Consider the following 16994-nt stretch of genomic DNA (forward strand, 5'->3'; position numbering starts at 1 on the left):
AAAATAGGTGAAAAATGAGTACACCAATCGTCATTGCAAAAAAAACCACTGATACAACACAAGACATTGTTTTACATTCTCAATTTGCCAATCGGCACGGTCTAATTGCGGGTGCAACGGGAACTGGTAAGACGGTGACCTTAAAGGTATTGGCGGAAAGTTTTTCACGCATTGGTGTGCCCGTTTTCCTTGCCGATGCCAAGGGAGATGTTTCGAGTCTAGCCCAAGCAGGCAGTAGCAATCCAAAATTTGATGAGCGTATTAAAAGCCTCGGAATTGACTCTATTCCCTTTGCCGCCTCGCCTGTAGTGTTCTGGGATTTATTTGGCGAACAAGGACATCCAATTCGCAGCACAATTTCGGAAATCGGCCCCCTTTTATTGGCGCAAATGCTGAATTTAAACGACACTCAAGAAGGTGTTTTATCGGCAGTTTTTCGCATTGCTGATGATCAAGGTTTATTGTTGATTGACTTTAAAGATCTAAAAGCCATGCTCGGTTATGTCAGCGAACATGCAGCAGAATTCAAAGCTGAATATGGCAATCTCTCCCCTGCCAGCTTAGGTGCCATTCAACGCAATTTACTGGCGCTCGCCGATCAGGGTGGAGATCAATTTTTTGGTGAACCCAGCCTAAATATTCTTGATTTTATTCAGACCGATAGTAATGGTCATGGCTATATCAATATATTAGCCGCTGACAAGCTCATGAATACTCCAAAGCTATATGCCACTTTTCTACTCTGGATGCTCTCTGAATTATTCGAACAACTGCCTGAAGTTGGCGATATGGATAAACCCAAGCTGGTGTTCTTCTTTGATGAAGCCCATTTACTGTTTGATAATGCCAGTGCCGCGCTGCAAGAAAAAATTGAACAAGTGGTGCGCTTAATTCGATCCAAAGGCGTTGGTATTTATTTTGTGACCCAGAACCCGCTGGATTTGCCTGAAAGTGTGTTAGGGCAACTCGGAAATCGGGTACAACATGCCTTACGTGCCTTTACACCTAAAGATCAAAAAGCCGTTAAAACGGCTGCGGATACGTTTCGTGCCAACTCTGAATTTAAGGTTGAACAAGCCATTACTGAACTGGGCATCGGTGAAGCCCTCATCAGTTGCCTTGATGAACAAGGCATACCGCAAATTGTCGAGCGTGCATGGGTAATGCCTCCCTATTCCTCTTTCAGCCCGATTAGTCCAGAACAACGTCAAGTCTTGATTTCACAAAGTATCGTGGCAGGCATTTATGAAAAAAGCTTAGATCGCGAAAGTGCCTTCGAACTTCTACAAAACAAAGTCGCTGAACGCCAGCAACAAGCGGTACAAGTTGAACAAGAAAAACAACTTGCCAAAGAACAAGAAGCGCTCGCGAAACAGCAGGCCAAAGAAGCTGAAGCAATGGCTAAGCAACAAGCACGTGAACAAGAGCGTATTGCAAAAGAACAGCAAAAAGAAGCCGAACATGAAGCCAAACAGCGTGAGAAGCTGATTCAAGACACGGTCGGAACTTTTGCCAAAAGTGCTGCTCGCAGTTTAGGTGGCTCAACTGGACAAAAAATTGTGCGGGGTTTATTGGGTTCTTTGTTTGGTGGGAAATAAGCTTTCCCACCACCTTAGGGCGTAATCTACACATAAAAAACTTAGGTAAATCATACAATTCCTATTGCCAAATTTTCAGCATAGACCCTTAGACTATTTATTCCATAAAAAAAATATGGTTTTGTGTTAAAAATAGATTGCAATTAAAATATCAAAGATGTATTTTAAATACATCTTATAAATAACAGCCAAGTGAGATCACCTCATGACTCCGCAGCAAATTGAACTTGTAAAAGCCACTGTCCCTGTTCTTCGTGAAAATGGCGTTGCATTAACGGGCTATTTTTATAACCGCATGTTAGGGAATAACCCAGAATTAAAAGAAACCTTTAACATGGGACACCAACGTAGCGGTGCTCAAGCACAAGCACTTGCGGGTGCTGTATTGGCTTATGCAGAAAATATCGAAGATCCTTCTGTTCTTTTGCCTGTGGTTGAATTAATTGCACACAAACATGTCAGCCTGAATATTCAAGCTCCTGACTATAATATTGTGGGCGAAAATTTACTCCATTCAATCAGTGAAGTCCTAAACATCTCGATGGAAGATCCATTAATTGATGCATGGGCAGCGGCTTATGGTCAGTTGGCTGATCTATTTATTAGCACTGAAAAAGCCATTTATAATCTGCATCAACAAACACAAGGCAGTTGGTTAGGCTGGCGTAATTTTAAAATTGCCAAGAAAGTCGTAGAAAGTAATGAAATTACCTCTTTCTATCTCGCACCTGTCGACGGCGGCGCATTACCAAAATATGAAGCAGGTCAATATATTTCAGTTCGCGTCTTTGTCGAAGAGCTAGGGTTAAAACAACCTCGCCAATACACCTTATCTACGAGCCCACAAGCAGACTATTTACGTATTTCAGTAAAACGTGAAGATGAAAAAGGTGATTTAGCGGGCGGTTGGGTATCAAGCACACTACATGGTTTGGCTAAAGGTGCTGAAATTGAAGTCTCTGCACCAACGGGTAACTTCTATCTGATTGATAGCAGCAAACGCAATGTCTTTATCAGTGGTGGTGTCGGCTTAACCCCAATGATTGCCATGCTTAATCAATTGGTTACACTGGATATGCCACAACCTGTCAGCTTTATTCATGCGTGTCGTAGCAGCCAAGTCCATGCCATGAAACAACATATTCATGAGCAAAAATCAAAATTCCCTCGCCTAACAACGTTTACCGCCTACGAATTTCCACATGAAGGCGATGTATTAGGTGAAGATTATGATGTCGCTGGACGCTTAGACTTAGGCACAGTAGATGCAGCATTGTTACCAAAAAATGCCGATTACTACCTCTGTGGTCCAATGCCATTTATGGCTGAGCAGCATAAAGCCCTCGTCGCTCGTGGCATTAAGCCTGAACAAATTCATAGTGAAGCATTTGGTACAGGTGGAGTTCGCATCTAAACCTGCTACCGCATGCGTACCGTATAAGGCTAGTCTATGTTAGACTAGCCTTATCTATTCATCTCAAAAAAAGATGAGCACAATCATGCAGCTAAATAAATTTACCGACTATGCCCTGCGCATACTGATGTATATTTCACGACCGAGAGACAATGCTTATACCATTGCTGAAATTGCAGCAGACCTTCAAGTCTCACAAAACCATTTGGTTAAAATTGTGCACTTTATGGGCAAACAAAACTGGCTGATTACCACCCGTGGTAAAGGTGGCGGCATACGGCTAAATCCCGAGGCGGTACACCTTAAAGTCGGTGAAGCAGTCCGCACCTTGCAAGGTGAAAATCCAATTGTAGAATGCAACAATCCGCCCTGTGTAATCAGAAGTCATTGCGGTCTAAAAGGTATTTTAGATCAAGCACTCGAACAGTTTTATCAGCATTTAAATCAATACACCTTAGGCGAAGTACTGGCTCGCTCAAATGCTAAAAATACCAAGACCATGACCAATGGCATTGAACTGCTCAACCTATAATATTTTCAGACCACAAGAGGAAAATTCGCGTGTGTGGGCGACTTCCTTTATACTAGGCACTTGAAAACTAGTGAATGAAGTTGAGTTATGCACCACAGCAGAGGAAAATCAAAAAACAGTAAAACCGCGCAGGCGCCTAAGCAAAAGATCAGCTATGAAAAAAAGCTTGATCCTGCGATTACTGAATATGCTGTACGTGCACTCAACTGGCTACGCAAAGCCGCATTTTTAATGAGTGCACCCAAGCTCGATATCTGTGTAGAAGATACTGGCTACGAAATTGCGTTTGCTGGACGCTCCAATGCAGGTAAATCCAGTGCAATTAATGCGTTAACTAATCAAAAACAATTGGCACGTGCCTCAAAAAAACCAGGCCGTACCCAAATGATCAACTTCTTTAGTTTGGGTAATCCAGATCAGCGTCTGGTTGATTTACCTGGCTACGGATACGCAGCCGTGCCTGAAGCCATGAAAATTGTGTGGCAGAAAGAACTCGAAAACTACCTGATTCATCGTCAAAGCCTACAAGGCTTGGTATTGTTGATGGATATCCGCCATCCCCTACAACATTTCGACGTAATGATGTTGGAATGGGCTTACTCACGTAAACTGTTTGTACACGTGTTGTTGACCAAATCGGATAAAATGAACCGCGGTCCTGCCAACAAAGCCCTATTAGATGTGAAACAACAATTGAAGAAAATGAAACTCGATTTCTCAATTCAATTGTTCTCTTCACTCAATAAACAAGGTTTAGAAGAACTTGCCAGTGTCATGGGTGGTCGTCTGAATTTCACCCTTGAACAATCTGCTGAGTTTGACCTAGCGCTTATTCCTGAAGCGGAAGCGGATGATTTGGCTGAAGACAGCCTTGAAGATGATGAGAGTGATGCTTTTGAGGTTGAATAATTTGAAGTCGATGCACCCGAGCAAGCACCGAAACAAGATTAACTACTGCTAAACCCGATCAACTCATCATGAATTGACATTGAAATGTCCCGCATTGCTAAACACATTGCGGGACATTTTTTTCATACTGCCCTCAATGCGTCAAAAAAAGCTTGAGACCGTAGAATGAAACTCTTACAACGACTGAAAAAAACAAAAATTGGCTCTTCCATTCAATATCGTATTCAACCGCGCAAAGTGAAATTTGAATGGCAAAATACCCCTGTAGATTGGGTGCCAGAACAACCATTTGTTAGCTATTTTATTAATGAAATTAATATGATTTTACCTGCTGGCGAGTTCTGGTTTTGCCGTCTGTACAATAAAGTGCTACCGCAAATTCAAGATGAAAAACTCAAACAAGACGTGCAAGCCTTTATTCGTCAAGAAGCGATGCATGCACAAGCACACAACTCTGCCAACAAAGAATATTTACGTGAACGCCACATCGATATTCAACGTAATCTGGATTTAATGGATTTCCTATTTGGAGAACTATTAGCAGATCAACCTCTGGGCTTAAATATCCCGAAACCACTGGCTCATCAATGGGACTTGTTCCGTCTAGGTATTATCGCCACTGTTGAGCATATGACTTGTGTTTTGGGTAAATATGCACTCTACAATACCGAGTGGCAAAAACGTGGCGCGGATCCTGCCATGCTGGATTTGGTTAAATGGCATGGTGCTGAAGAAATTGAACACCGTACCGTGGCATTCGATTTGTACCGCCATTTGGGTGGCGGCTATTTGGCACGTTATTACCTCAGTGTTGTGGTCATTGCTGCGGTACTTGGACTCTGGGTCGATGGTACAGCACATATTATGCAGCAAGACCCGCGCTTTCAATCGATTCGCCCCGCCATCTATAAACCTTGGATTTGGAGAGAATGGTACGCCATTTCTCAACGCAATAATGGTTTGTTACCCAATCCACTCTGGCTGATCTCACAGCAATTGGGCTACTTAATGCCGTGGTACGACCCTGTACATGAAGCCAAAACTGAAGATGCGATTGCCTATTTAAATCAATCCCCTGCGGCCTTACGTGCCATGCTCAAAGTCGCCTAAAACTCGAGAATATCCAAACACGACAAAAAGCAGACTGAACATGTCTGCTTTTTCATTCATCCTTAAAATTATGTTTAGATGTTGAGCACTCGTCATGCATGCCCATCTTAGTGTACTGACCCTTGCGGTTCATGACCTCCAAGCAGCACTGGATTTTTACTGCCAAGGATTAGGTTTGAAAAGTGAAGGGATTATTGGAGAAGAATATGAAAATGGTGCCGTTGCCTTTATTGAACTGCAATCTGGATTAAAACTAGCACTTTGGCCTCAGCAAAGTTTGAGCCTAGATTCGGAGTTGGCTCTAACGCCGTTCTGTGCGACTGGATTTTCGCTTGGACACAATGTTGGTTCAGCAGCCGAAGTCGATGCCATTATGACCCAAGCAGCGCAGGCTGGTGCGACCATCACCAAAGCGGCACAAACCACCTTTTACGGCGGCTATGCAGGTTATTTTCAAGATCCAGATGGACATCTCTGGGAAATTGTCTGGAATCCCTGTTGGGAAAAAAGCTAACTGTTTGGTTCCGTTACAGCTTCACGAGTATGACGATCAACCACCACACTAATCATCATGTCACCCTGCACGTTCACCACGGTTCGCACTGTATCCAACAAGCGATCAATCGGCAATAAAATGGCAATCGCCTCTGCTGGCAAGCCGACCGATTGCAACACCATAATCATCGTAACCATGCCTGCACTTGGAATACCCGGCGCCCCCAAAGATGCAATCATTGCAGTCAAGCAAACAATGATTTGCTGTCCCAAACTTAAATCTAAACCAATTAAATTGGCCACAAACAAAGCTGCTGCCGCTTCATATAGCGCTGTACCATCCATATTTAATTGCGTACCCAATGGAATTACAAAACCCACAGTGGCAGGACTCACCTTCAGGTTTTCTTGTGCACATTTCATAGATAGCGGCATGGTCGCAGAACTTGAACTGGTTGCAAATGCGGTAATCAGTGCGGCTCGCGTCCCTTTAAAGAACGTCACAGGATCCATCTTGCCAAAAATCCATAACAGCAATGGCAACACCACCGCGCCATGGAAAATAGTGGTTCCTGTCACCACCACAGCAAATTCAGCTAAACGACTGAGTACAGAAAGATCTTCCGTAGCAATTAGCTTGGCGAGTAATGCAAAAATCCCCAATGGCGCCAGTTTCATGACCCAACGAATCATCAGCATCATAATTTCAAAGAACTGTCCCGCAAGCTGACGCACCACTTTAAAACGCTCACCGCCATGTACCAATGCCACACCAATAAACAGTGCAAACACCACCACAGCCAAGACATTCCCTTCTGCAAAGGCTTTGAACGGATTGATCAGAGTGTTTTGAATAAAATTGGTAAAGAAAGAAGATGGCGTTAAGGTATCAGGCGTTTGGTATTGATTGATGTCATTCTGGAATAAAGCGATATCTACCCCCTTCCCGACATCAAATAAATGCGCACAGCCAATTCCTAGAATTAACGCTAAAGTGGTTGTGGTGACACAACATGCGACCGTGATTTTCCACACTTTCCCAAGCTGCCCACCCGCCTGTAAGTTAGATACCCCAACCACAATTGAACTAAAAATCAGGGGAACTAACAGCATTTTCAGTAGACCAATGAAAATACTACTAATAATGCCCAAGCCATATAAACTGGTGCTAAAAAAACTACTCTGTGGAAACACACTGAGTAGAAAACCAAAAGCAATCCCCAGAATGGCAGCAATCAAGATTTGGGTATTTAAGCTCATATCTGCTGTAATTTTATCTTTTAAAGTCACACCACTATGGCATACCTTCTACGTGAAAATCGAATTTTTCTTACCCAAAAGGAAAGACCTATATCACGCAAAGCTTGGGATAAGGATTCAAAATAAAAAAGCCTCATTACAATGAGGCTTTTCTAATTTTTAAATCTTACTGCGTTTCAATTTCTCTGAGCCGAATCAAGCCTTCTTGGGTGGTACTACAGACCAACTCACCATTTTGCCACATCCGTCCGAAATTTAGTCCACGCGAGTTGGCACTCACCGTTGCCTCCATGTCATACAACATCCAATCATCCACACGGAAGGGTTTATGGAAATACATCGCATGGTCAATACTGGCACATTGCAGACTTGGTGATAACCAGCTTAAACCATGCGGACGTAATGCCGTGGTCATTAAAGTAAAGTCTGAATAAAATGCGGCAATCGCTTGATGCAGTGAAACCTCATCGATTTCTGGCGTAATTGGATCATGCGTACGAATGTAGTGCGCGTAAGAAGGCGCTGCTGGTTGTGGCTGATATGGATTCATTGGATCGATTGGTCTAATCTCAACATGACGATCACGCATAAAACTAGCCCGTACATTTTCAGGCACAAATTCGACCAGCATTTGTTTCAATTCAGCTTCCGATTTCACTTGCAGCGGTGCTGGATAATCCGGCTCCTGAATCTGATAATTCAAGCCTTCTTCTGGTTCTGCAAAAGAAACCATTGCGGTAAAAATAGTACGCCCATGCTGAATGGCACGCACTTGACGACTGACAAAACTTTTCCCATCTCTTAAACGATCCACTTCATAAATGATGGGTGCATTCACATCCCCCCCGAAGAGAAAATAAGCATGTAAGGAATGAGCGGGGCGATCTGCCGTGTAAGATGCAGCACGTAAAGCTTGCCCCAAAACTTGCCCACCAAAAACACGTTTGCCTACCAAATTACGACTTTGGCCGCGAAAAATATTTTCTTCGAGTTTTTCAAGGCTAAGCAGTTCAACCAATTCTTGAGTTAAGGCATTCATAGCAGACCCGTTTTAAATTTTGACACACCCATGTTGGTGTTGATTAGAAAGACCATAGAGCGCTGGCTCTAAAACTATATTACATAAATGTTGACCGTTCCCCTAGAGATTAATTGACTGTACTGTCACTGTAATTTTCAAATTTAATTGCTAAAAATATCTGGTTTAACGCTAGAATCTTGGCATAAGCAGTGAATTTATCAGAAAATGACATCTGATTTTTGATTACAATTACACAGAATAATTCCCCCTTCACATTTTGGGGCTTCGTACCGTATTAGGAGTATTTATGTCCAAGCGTGGCTTTGGTCAAATGTATCGCCAGCTTTCCAGCAAGCTACTTGACCTTGTGGTAACCCCTCATATTTTGGGTGAAGTACCCAGCAACCCGACAGCTCCAACCACCAGTGAAGACCCAAATGTTGCCAACACACCGAGCAAGAAAGTGGTGTGCTATGTATTACAAAACTATTCACGTAGTAATGCCTTGGTGGTCGATGGCGAAACTCGTCGTTTAAAATTACCTGCCGCATTAGATTCACTCTTGATCGGTGAACATAAAGAAAAAGCCTCGATCTTATTTTTGCAACATCATGATGAGCAGAACTTACTGAGTCCACCACCCAATACTTTTCCACCCCGTCTATTACGCCTGATCGATTTACTCGACAAGCATCCAGATTTAGATATTGAACTGGTGCCTGTAACGGTGCTGTGGGGTCGTTCGCCAGATAAAGAAGACTCTTGGTTTAAATTATTATTCACCGATACATGGGCAACACCAAGCCGCGTGAAGCAGATGGTGAATATTGGCTTACATGGACGCGAATCTTATCTGGAATTCCACGAAGCCCAGTCTTTACGCGACCTGATTCAGTACGCTAAAACCACCCATCCAAATTTATCGCCTGCAACGTATATTATTAGCAGCTTAAATAACTATATGGATGCGCAGCGTGAAGTGGTGCTCGGTCCTGACTTATCTGACCGTCGTAACGTCATGCACAGCCTGATTAAGGCACAAGATGTGCAAGATGCCATTCGTCGTGAAAGTATCCGTAGCAAAATCAGTATGCTTGAAGCAGAACGTCGAGCAATTAGCTATTTAAATGAAATCGTCTCGGACTATTCATCTTCTGCGGTACGCTTTGCTGATATGGCGCTGACGCGTTTATGGACACAGCTCTATGATGGCGTTGAAGTGCATAACTTCAGCACGGTACGTGAATTGGCGAAAGAATACGAAATTATTTATACCCCATGTCACCGTAGCCATATCGACTACTTGTTATTGTCTTATGTGATTTATAAACGTGGTTTGATGGTACCGTACATTGCGGCGGGTGATAACCTGAATATGCCATTTGTGGGTCAATTATTACGTGGTGGCGGTGCTTTCTTTATTCGCCGTACTTTCCGTGGGAATGGCTTATATACCACCGTTTTTAAAGAATATTTATACAGCATTCTGTCGCGCAACACACCTTTGGAATACTTCATTGAAGGGGGCCGTTCACGTACAGGACGCCTGTTACCTGCAAAAACAGGTATGCTCGCCATGACAGTTCATAGTCACTTACGTGGACGTGCCAAACCAATTGTGTTTGTGCCAACCTATATCGGCTATGAACGCCTGATGGAAGGTTCAACTTATGTCGGTGAAATGCAAGGTAAACCGAAAGAAGCGGAATCTGTGCTTGGGATTATGAAAACCCTGCGCAAAATTGAACGCATCTTCGGGAAAGTACACGTAAACTTCGGCGAACCTGTGTTCTTGGATGACAAGCTCAAAGCTTTTGGTGCGGATCAGATTCGCATTCAGAAAAATGATGATCCAATTCCAAATGAGGTCTCTGATGCAGTGAACAGTGCAGCACACACTATTTTGGAAAACATCAACCGTGCCGTAGTGATTAACCCAGTATCGTTATTGTCTCTGATTTTACTAGCGACACCAAAACATACTCTGGACGAAGAGTTGTGCATCAAGCAGTTAGATGCGTATCGCAATTTACTCACCGCACTGCCTTATGATGAACGCACACAAGTTACACCTCTTTCTGGCAAAGAAATTATTGCTTACGGTTTAAAACTCAAACTGATTAAGCGCGTGAAGCACGTTCTGGGCGATATTATCGCGATTGAAGACAATCAAGCGGTATTACTCACCTACTTCCGCAATAACATTGTGCATGCTTTTGTCTTGCCATCTTTGATTGCGGCTTTGGTTGAACACAACGGTACCATCAAGCGTCACGACTTATGTAACGTGATTCGCACCTTATATCCATTCTTGAAAGCTGAGTTATTTCTTAAATGGGATGATGAAAGCTTAAAAGTACAGATCGCTGCTTATGCAGATGCTTTAATTAGTGCAAAACTTATCACTGAAGATGCGGAAGGACATTTAATTTCCCCTGCACCGAACAGCGAAGAACACAATCAATTGTTAGTCCTTGCAGGTCCTGTAATGCAGAGCCTAGAGCGCTATTACATGACTTTGGCACTGATTACACAGCGTGGTTCTGGCAACATCTCGACGCGTCAAGTGGAAGAGTTGAGTCACTTGGTGGGTCAGCGCCTCTCTGTACTGTATGAGTTCAATTCGCCAGAGTTCTTTGATAAAGCCCTGTTCCAAGGTTTTATTCGTGTACTGACGCAGCAAGGCTATATCAGCACCAATGCTGAAGGTTCGATTGTGTTTGACAGCAACTTTAGCAATATTGCTGCCAATGCCAATTTGGTACTGGACGATGTGACTTTGCAAATGTTGCAGCACATTACCACTTTTAGCGATGAAGAGTTGAAGCAGGTATTAGATGCAGTTGCTGCTCAGCAAGCGAAACGTCGTTTGAAGCGTAAGAAAAAGTAATTTTAAAAAGCATAGGTATCTGCGATTGGCAGATACCTATGCTGTATGTATAAGAATAAGATGATATTTTAGTTAAATGGACTGAAATAAATTTAGGAATGTTGAGAAAGCAAGGGGATTACCTTATATGCTAAAAAAGAATTTCTTTTGACGAGCACTGAGACGCTCTATATCTAATCCTAATGATGTTAGAAGTTTTGAGAAAATAATTACCTTCTTTGCACTTATTTCATATTGTAGTTCACTGATATTACAAGCATCAGGGAAAGCTGCACCATATCCATTAGAGATGTATTTCATATCTTGAATTACATCAGAAAAATCTTTTTTATTCTTAAGATTTTTATTTAAAGAATCATAAACTTCCAATTTACGATGAATTGTTTTAAAAACCACATCCGGTACATATGCCTTAAATTTAGTACCACCAAATTTAAATTCTAGACCCAAGAAATCAATAGGTTGGTTTTTTACTATTTGAGTTTTTGATTTACTCCCCAAAGGAGGAATATTTAGTTTTATTTTTTCTAATTCTATAGTTACTTTTTTTAGATAATCTAAGGCTTGTTTACGTGAAGAACAAAAAATAATTAGGTCATCTGCATATCGTACACATTTAATATTTTCTTTATCAATAAAACTATCAAAATCATGTAGATAAAGTGATGCAAGAAATGATGACATAGGCATACCTTGTCGAATCCCCTTACCTTTTTTAGACTTCAAAAGAGCATTTTCTTTTTCATTGTTTAAATTATCTTTTTGAAGTCTTGTTTCCACCCTGATTATTTTTTCCAGTAAGTAATTTATTTCAGGTATATCGAGCTTATCAGTAACAGTTTTTATAGCTAATCGACGATCTAAATTATCAAAAAATGAGGAAATATCAGTTTTCAATACATATGGATATTGGTTTCTTAAACTTAAAGCCTTAGTTCTCGCTTTTATGGCTCCAGCTTCTGTAATTTTAGCTGAGAAATCATGATCAGTAGCCAAAATATACTTACTTTCGTAATGTTCCTTAATATATTTTAAAAGAAGTTTTTGAATGACTCGATCTTTTATAGATGGAATACAAATCAATCGAAGTGTTCCATCTGACTTTTCTAGAAAATTAGGATGTAGTGCTGTTGGCGAATATGTTTTAGTAGCCAAGTTATTTAAAATCTCAGCTAAAATTTTTTCTTTTTTTAAATTAAACTCATTAAACGATAAATCATCTTGATAGTACTTAACAGTTAATAGATGAGGAGATTGTTTTCTAAATAATTTATTGAAAGTTGTAATGAAATTATCTTTAACGTAAGTCTCAAAATCCATTGACTCTTTCTCTGTATGCTTATAATGCAGCTACCCATACAGGTACGAAGTGATTCTACGCATCACACCATCCCTGCTGTTCACTAATTTTTCGATGAACGTATATGATCCTGTCAAGGACTCTGCTGAAATCGGTGTGATGTGCTGTACTCGGGTCGCATCATTGAAGTTTTTGCCGTGTTTTGGCATCGCTTCAGATTTACCCCACGCACAGTTTTTGACATTGCTTACAGCCATATATTTATAGCACTTTACTAAGTCATTTGTCAAGCATGAAATTGTAACAAAACATGACAGCAGTGTTGCCATGCTAAAAGGGCTAATTAATAGCACTGTCAGCATGATTAAAATCATTACTGCCATAAATATGCTTTGATGAATATCCATACTATGTTGAATCTGTTGAGCCTTCATAGCCACGACCTCCGAATTTATGTTGGATTCCTCTTTAAGACTGGTAGCAAGAGGAATGAGTTTTCTACGCATCACACCATCCCTGCTGTTCACTAATAACTCGATGAACGTATATGATCCTGTCAAGGACTCTGCTGAAATCGGTGTGATGTGCTGTACTCGGGTCGCATCATTGAAGTTTTTGCCGTGTTTTGGCATCGCTTCAGATTTAACAATGCAAATATAAGCCATAATTAATCAAAGGTATAGATTTAATTAGCGTTTTTATGGTGAATTAAATTTTAGCTAAAATATTAATAATCTTTTAAATTAACATAATACCATTTACATGAAATAATCTGCTTATTCCTTATAACTCAAAATCTCACATTAAGTCACTCTAGTGATCAGCGCACTAAAATGGCTTTAGGGCAATTTTCCATTTTACAAGACTGATTTCTAGCCAATATTTCACATCTTTCACTCGGCAAAGTACAAAATATTCCTCACTCATTCTTTACCAACAACACTGAATAATCATCAAAACAATTTGGATGCTGTAATTCAAAATCCGTCTGCTGCATGTTGGAAGCATAAATTCGTTTACCTGATACCGCATCGCTTTCCAAAACTAAAACTGGTAGTGCCAACTGCTGCTGAAACCACTGAATAATTTCATGTAAAGGAATGGGCTGATTATTCGTGACAATATAAGAACTTTCAGGATGTTCCTCGTGAATCAAATGTGCCAGAAACCGGGCTAAATCTTCAATATGAATACGATTGCTATAATGAATATTCGGATAGGTCGAAGTCTGCTGTGCCAACTTCACCATACGCGCAACAGACGCCCCGTAAATGCCTGTCGGTCGAATAATGATGCTTTGCTCAGGATATGCCGCCTGCCACATCAACTCCATCTGCCGTAGAATTTCGCCTTGTGCATCGATCGGCTTAGGTAATGTCGTATCATCAATACGCTCCCCTACCTGTTCGCCATAAACTCGGGTTGAAGACACTACGATGACTTTTTTGACAGGATGAGCTTGTAAGGCCTTCTGCATCGCAGGAATGGCATCAACGAAAGTCGCTTGATAGCCTTCTGATGTACTCGATGCGGGAGATAACAATACATAGACGATATCGACAGGAGTAATTTGACTCAAATCAAGTTGATGAATATCTTGAATCAAATGTGTAGCAAAATCCTGCGGTTTGGCAGTACGGCTAATTGTGGTAATTTGGTGGCCTTGTTGAAATAATTGTTTAGCAACCCGTTGAGATGTTTTACCATAACCTATAAATAAAATATGCATTTAGCACCTAATGAGCACTTTAGTTGAGGGGACATGGCCGCAGTCCAACAATTGCAAGGGGTTGGAAGTGCCTCTGCTGCATTACTTGAAAAACTGAATATTTTCACCACGGATGATTTACTGTTTCATCTGCCGCGGGATTATGAAGATCGTAGCACGATCATTCCAATGAACCAATTGGAGGTTGGGCGCAGCTATCTGCTTGAAGGTACGGTAAAATCTGTCGACTTTCCATCTGGAAAGCGCAAATCTATGGCCATTTTACTGGATGATGAATTCGGTAAAGTCACGTTGCGCTTTTATCACCTGTATAAAGCTTTGACGGATCGCGGCAAAGTGGGCAATCGTTTACGGGTTTTTGGTGAAGTCCGTGTCGGTGCACGTGGCTTGGAAATGTATCATCCTGAAATTCAGCTCATTAGCGAACACACGCCACTGCCGCAAACCCAGCTCACGGCAATTTACCCTGCGACTGATGGACTCACTCAAACCAAACTGCGTGAATACGTTAAACATGCGTTAAAACAGCACAGTGATGATTTACCAGAGTTGCTGCCACAGAAATTCACCAATGGCTATGCTTTAAAGCAAGCCTTGTATTACATCCATGAACCACCACTAGATGCCAATATGTTGCAGTTGAGCCAAGGCTCACACCCTGCGCAGCAACGTCTCATTTTTGAGGAGTTGGTGGCTCATCAAGTCAGTCTTCTGACCCGCCGTGCCTACATTCAACAAATTGCAGCACCTTCGTTTGCCACCAGTAAAAACTTTGCTAAACAGCTACTCTCTGCTTTGCCTTTTCAAATGACCTCAGCCCAGAAGCGCGTGTCTAAAGAAATTTCCGAGGATTTAAAACAACACAAGCCGATGTTACGTCTGGTACAAGGTGATGTTGGTGCTGGTAAAACGCTCGTAGCAGCACTTGCTGCTTGCCATGCCTTAGAAGAAGGTTGGCAAGTTGCCCTCATGGCACCGACTGAAATTCTTGCAGAACAACATTATTTGAATTTTAAACGCTGGTTTGAACCTTTAGGCTTAAATGTGGCATGGCTATCAGGCAAGCAAAAAGGTAAAGCACGTGCCTTGGCAGAGCAACAAATCCAACAAGGCTCGGCTCAACTGGTCATTGGTACACATGCCTTGTTCCAAGATAGTATTGCCTTTCATAAATTGGGCTTGGTGATTATTGATGAGCAACACCGCTTTGGGGTCGATCAGCGTTTGGCACTTCGTAATAAAGGCGCACAACAAACCACGCCCCATCAATTGGTCATGACTGCAACCCCTATTCCACGCACACTTGCCATGTCTGCTTATGGCGACTTAGATACCTCTGTCATTGATGAACTGCCGCCTGGTCGAACCCCGATTCAAACGGTGACCATTCCTTTAGACCGCCGTGAAGAAGTCCTGCTACGGATTGCTACGAATTGCGCCGAAGGCAAACAGGCTTATTGGGTTTGTACATTAGTCGAACAGTCGGAAACTCTAGATGCTCAAGCCGCAGAAGCCACCTATGCCGAAATCAAGCAACGCTTTCCAACACTCAATATCGGACTGGTACATGGCAAAATGAAAGCCGATGACAAGCAAGCCGTCATGCAACAGTTCAAGGACAACGAGCTACAACTGTTGATTGCCACCACGGTGATTGAAGTCGGCGTAGATGTGCCGAATGCCTCGATTATGGTCATTGAAAATGCCGAGCGACTGGGCTTATCACAACTGCATCAGTTGCGTGGGCGTGTCGGGCGTGGTGCCACAGCCAGTTTTTGTGCCCTATTGTATAAAAATCCTCTCTCGCAAAATGGACAAGAACGCTTACGCATCATGCGTGAAACCAATGATGGCTTTATCATTGCAGAGAAAGATTTAGAAATTCGGGGGCCCGGGGAATTACTCGGAACTAAGCAAACAGGAGATATGGGCTTTCGCGTTGCCAAATTAGAACGGGATGATCATTTGCTCAATCAGGCGCATTATGTGGCACAACAAATCCTGAAAGACTATCCAACTCAGGCCGATGCCTTACTGAAACGCTGGCTGCCTGAAGCCCCTCGCTATGCCTATGTTTAAACCTTTTTTTACAGCTCAGCAATGGCTGCATTCGGTACTACCCTGTCAGTTTTGTGGACTTGAGCGTGGTCGTCATGCGAGCCTCTGTCAAGATTGCTGGAACCATTTACCTTGGTTCAAACAATCCGTGCAACGTCAAGAAATGGAGGTTCAAGTCGCCTGCCATTATGCCTATCCCATTGATCGCGTAATTCAACAATTTAAATACAAGCAGCAATTACATTTTCAAATCTTGCTAACAGGGCTGCTTAAACAGTTGGACTATCAACAAATTCAAGCCATCGTTCCCATGCCAATTTCCACTCAACGGTTAGCCGAACGAGGTTATAACCAAAGTGTCATTCTGGCACAGCGTTTGAGTCAGCATCTCAATATTCCAGTGTGGCAACCTATTCAACGGCAGCATCAACATGCGCAGAAAGGCTTAACACGTCTAGAACGGCTGGATAGCATAGAACAACAATTTAAAATTGCCCCGACCAATCGGCTGCGTTTTCGTCGCGTGTTAATGCTCGATGATGTGGTAACGACAGGCAGCTCACTTCAAGCATTGCAGCAAGCTCTAAATGAACTGGGCTGCCGAAAAATTACAGCCGCCTGTATTGCAGCAGCTCAGGTTTAATCATAGAAGTACTGATTCAATCCATTTGAAAAAGC

Annotated in this window: 14 protein-coding genes; 9 read left to right on the top strand and 5 right to left on the bottom strand. The window is 42.2% G+C overall.

The features are described from left to right. Positions 1 to 14 precede the first annotated feature (14 nt). From E0H87_RS12980 to E0H87_RS13005, 6 genes are all read left to right on the top strand, one after another. Positions 15 to 1598, top strand: coding sequence for a helicase HerA-like domain-containing protein (locus E0H87_RS12980; RefSeq protein ID WP_131323974.1), 1584 nt, complete (start codon positions 15 to 17; stop codon positions 1596 to 1598). Between the two features lie 205 nt (positions 1599 to 1803). Beyond that, a complete protein-coding gene (gene hmpA / locus E0H87_RS12985) occupies positions 1804 to 3012 on the top strand; it encodes an NO-inducible flavohemoprotein (protein WP_131323975.1) in 1209 nt (402 codons plus the stop codon). A gap of 85 nt (positions 3013 to 3097) precedes the next feature. Then, positions 3098 to 3544, top strand: coding sequence for an RrF2 family transcriptional regulator (locus tag E0H87_RS12990; RefSeq protein ID WP_131323976.1), 447 nt, complete (start codon positions 3098 to 3100; stop codon positions 3542 to 3544). An 87-nt stretch (positions 3545 to 3631) separates the two neighbouring features. Next, on the top strand, positions 3632 to 4453 hold the full coding sequence (yihA, locus tag E0H87_RS12995; RefSeq protein ID WP_131323977.1) for a ribosome biogenesis GTP-binding protein YihA/YsxC: 822 nt from the start codon (positions 3632 to 3634) through the stop codon (positions 4451 to 4453). A 165-nt stretch (positions 4454 to 4618) separates the two neighbouring features. Then, complete coding sequence (locus E0H87_RS13000; RefSeq protein WP_131323978.1) at positions 4619 to 5563, top strand: metal-dependent hydrolase; 945 nt, start codon at positions 4619 to 4621, stop codon at positions 5561 to 5563. Between the two features lie 94 nt (positions 5564 to 5657). Then, positions 5658 to 6077 carry a VOC family protein gene (locus tag E0H87_RS13005; RefSeq protein WP_131323979.1) on the top strand — a complete coding sequence of 140 codons (420 nt, stop codon included), beginning with the start codon at positions 5658 to 5660 and terminating at the stop codon, positions 6075 to 6077. Here E0H87_RS13005 and E0H87_RS13010 read toward each other — a convergent pair. Next, entirely contained in the window at positions 6074 to 7318 is a 1245-nt protein-coding gene (locus E0H87_RS13010) for a dicarboxylate/amino acid:cation symporter (protein ID WP_131324197.1), read from the bottom strand. The genes E0H87_RS13005 and E0H87_RS13010 overlap by 4 nt on opposite strands. A gap of 166 nt (positions 7319 to 7484) precedes the next feature. Beyond that, a complete protein-coding gene (locus E0H87_RS13015) occupies positions 7485 to 8357 on the bottom strand; it encodes an acyl-CoA thioesterase (RefSeq protein ID WP_131323980.1) in 873 nt (290 codons plus the stop codon). A gap of 289 nt (positions 8358 to 8646) precedes the next feature. Here E0H87_RS13015 and plsB point away from each other — a divergent pair, with 289 nt between their 5' ends. After that, the gene (gene plsB, locus E0H87_RS13020) at positions 8647 to 11229 is read left to right on the top strand and encodes a glycerol-3-phosphate 1-O-acyltransferase PlsB (RefSeq protein WP_131323981.1); all 2583 of its coding nucleotides are present in this window, start codon (positions 8647 to 8649) and stop codon (positions 11227 to 11229) included. A gap of 123 nt (positions 11230 to 11352) precedes the next feature. On the opposite strand, the gene E0H87_RS13025 is transcribed toward plsB, so the two are convergent. The 3 genes from E0H87_RS13025 to E0H87_RS13035 all read right to left on the bottom strand — a co-directional run bounded on the left by E0H87_RS13025 (position 11353) and on the right by E0H87_RS13035 (position 14258). Next, complete coding sequence (locus E0H87_RS13025) at positions 11353 to 12549, bottom strand: reverse transcriptase domain-containing protein (RefSeq protein ID WP_131323982.1); 1197 nt, start codon at positions 12547 to 12549, stop codon at positions 11353 to 11355. Positions 12550 to 12579: 30 nt separating this feature from the next. Then, complete coding sequence (locus E0H87_RS13030) at positions 12580 to 13194, bottom strand: hypothetical protein (RefSeq protein ID WP_131323983.1); 615 nt, start codon at positions 13192 to 13194, stop codon at positions 12580 to 12582. A 254-nt stretch (positions 13195 to 13448) separates the two neighbouring features. After that, positions 13449 to 14258: an NAD(P)H-binding protein gene (locus E0H87_RS13035; protein ID WP_131323984.1), complete on the bottom strand. Its 810-nt coding sequence runs from the start codon at positions 14256 to 14258 to the stop codon at positions 13449 to 13451. Positions 14259 to 14291: 33 nt separating this feature from the next. On the opposite strand from E0H87_RS13035, the gene recG reads away from it, so the two are divergent. After that, on the top strand, positions 14292 to 16337 hold the full coding sequence (gene recG / locus E0H87_RS13040) for an ATP-dependent DNA helicase RecG (protein ID WP_131323985.1): 2046 nt from the start codon (positions 14292 to 14294) through the stop codon (positions 16335 to 16337). After that, complete coding sequence (locus E0H87_RS13045; RefSeq protein ID WP_131323986.1) at positions 16324 to 16959, top strand: ComF family protein; 636 nt, start codon at positions 16324 to 16326, stop codon at positions 16957 to 16959. The genes recG and E0H87_RS13045 overlap by 14 nt, the downstream gene beginning before the upstream one ends. The last annotated feature ends 35 nt before the right edge of the window (positions 16960 to 16994 follow it).

It is taken from the genome of Acinetobacter sp. ANC 4178 (assembly GCF_004331175.1).
In the GTDB taxonomy this organism is placed as follows: domain Bacteria; phylum Pseudomonadota; class Gammaproteobacteria; order Pseudomonadales; family Moraxellaceae; genus Acinetobacter.

Coding starts and splice junctions, on each gene's coding strand:
- E0H87_RS12980 (WP_131323974.1), top strand. CDS start 15: ATGAGTACACCAATCGTCATTGCAAAAAAAACCACTGATACAACACAA.
- hmpA (WP_131323975.1), top strand. CDS start 1,804: ATGACTCCGCAGCAAATTGAACTTGTAAAAGCCACTGTCCCTGTTCTT.
- E0H87_RS12990 (WP_131323976.1), top strand. CDS start 3,098: ATGCAGCTAAATAAATTTACCGACTATGCCCTGCGCATACTGATGTAT.
- yihA (WP_131323977.1), top strand. CDS start 3,632: ATGCACCACAGCAGAGGAAAATCAAAAAACAGTAAAACCGCGCAGGCG.
- E0H87_RS13000 (WP_131323978.1), top strand. CDS start 4,619: ATGAAACTCTTACAACGACTGAAAAAAACAAAAATTGGCTCTTCCATT.
- E0H87_RS13005 (WP_131323979.1), top strand. CDS start 5,658: ATGCATGCCCATCTTAGTGTACTGACCCTTGCGGTTCATGACCTCCAA.
- E0H87_RS13010 (WP_131324197.1), bottom strand. CDS start 7,318: ATGAGCTTAAATACCCAAATCTTGATTGCTGCCATTCTGGGGATTGCT.
- E0H87_RS13015 (WP_131323980.1), bottom strand. CDS start 8,357: ATGAATGCCTTAACTCAAGAATTGGTTGAACTGCTTAGCCTTGAAAAA.
- plsB (WP_131323981.1), top strand. CDS start 8,647: ATGTCCAAGCGTGGCTTTGGTCAAATGTATCGCCAGCTTTCCAGCAAG.
- E0H87_RS13025 (WP_131323982.1), bottom strand. CDS start 12,549: ATGGATTTTGAGACTTACGTTAAAGATAATTTCATTACAACTTTCAAT.
- E0H87_RS13030 (WP_131323983.1), bottom strand. CDS start 13,194: ATGGCTTATATTTGCATTGTTAAATCTGAAGCGATGCCAAAACACGGC.
- E0H87_RS13035 (WP_131323984.1), bottom strand. CDS start 14,258: ATGCATATTTTATTTATAGGTTATGGTAAAACATCTCAACGGGTTGCT.
- recG (WP_131323985.1), top strand. CDS start 14,292: ATGGCCGCAGTCCAACAATTGCAAGGGGTTGGAAGTGCCTCTGCTGCA.
- E0H87_RS13045 (WP_131323986.1), top strand. CDS start 16,324: ATGCCTATGTTTAAACCTTTTTTTACAGCTCAGCAATGGCTGCATTCG.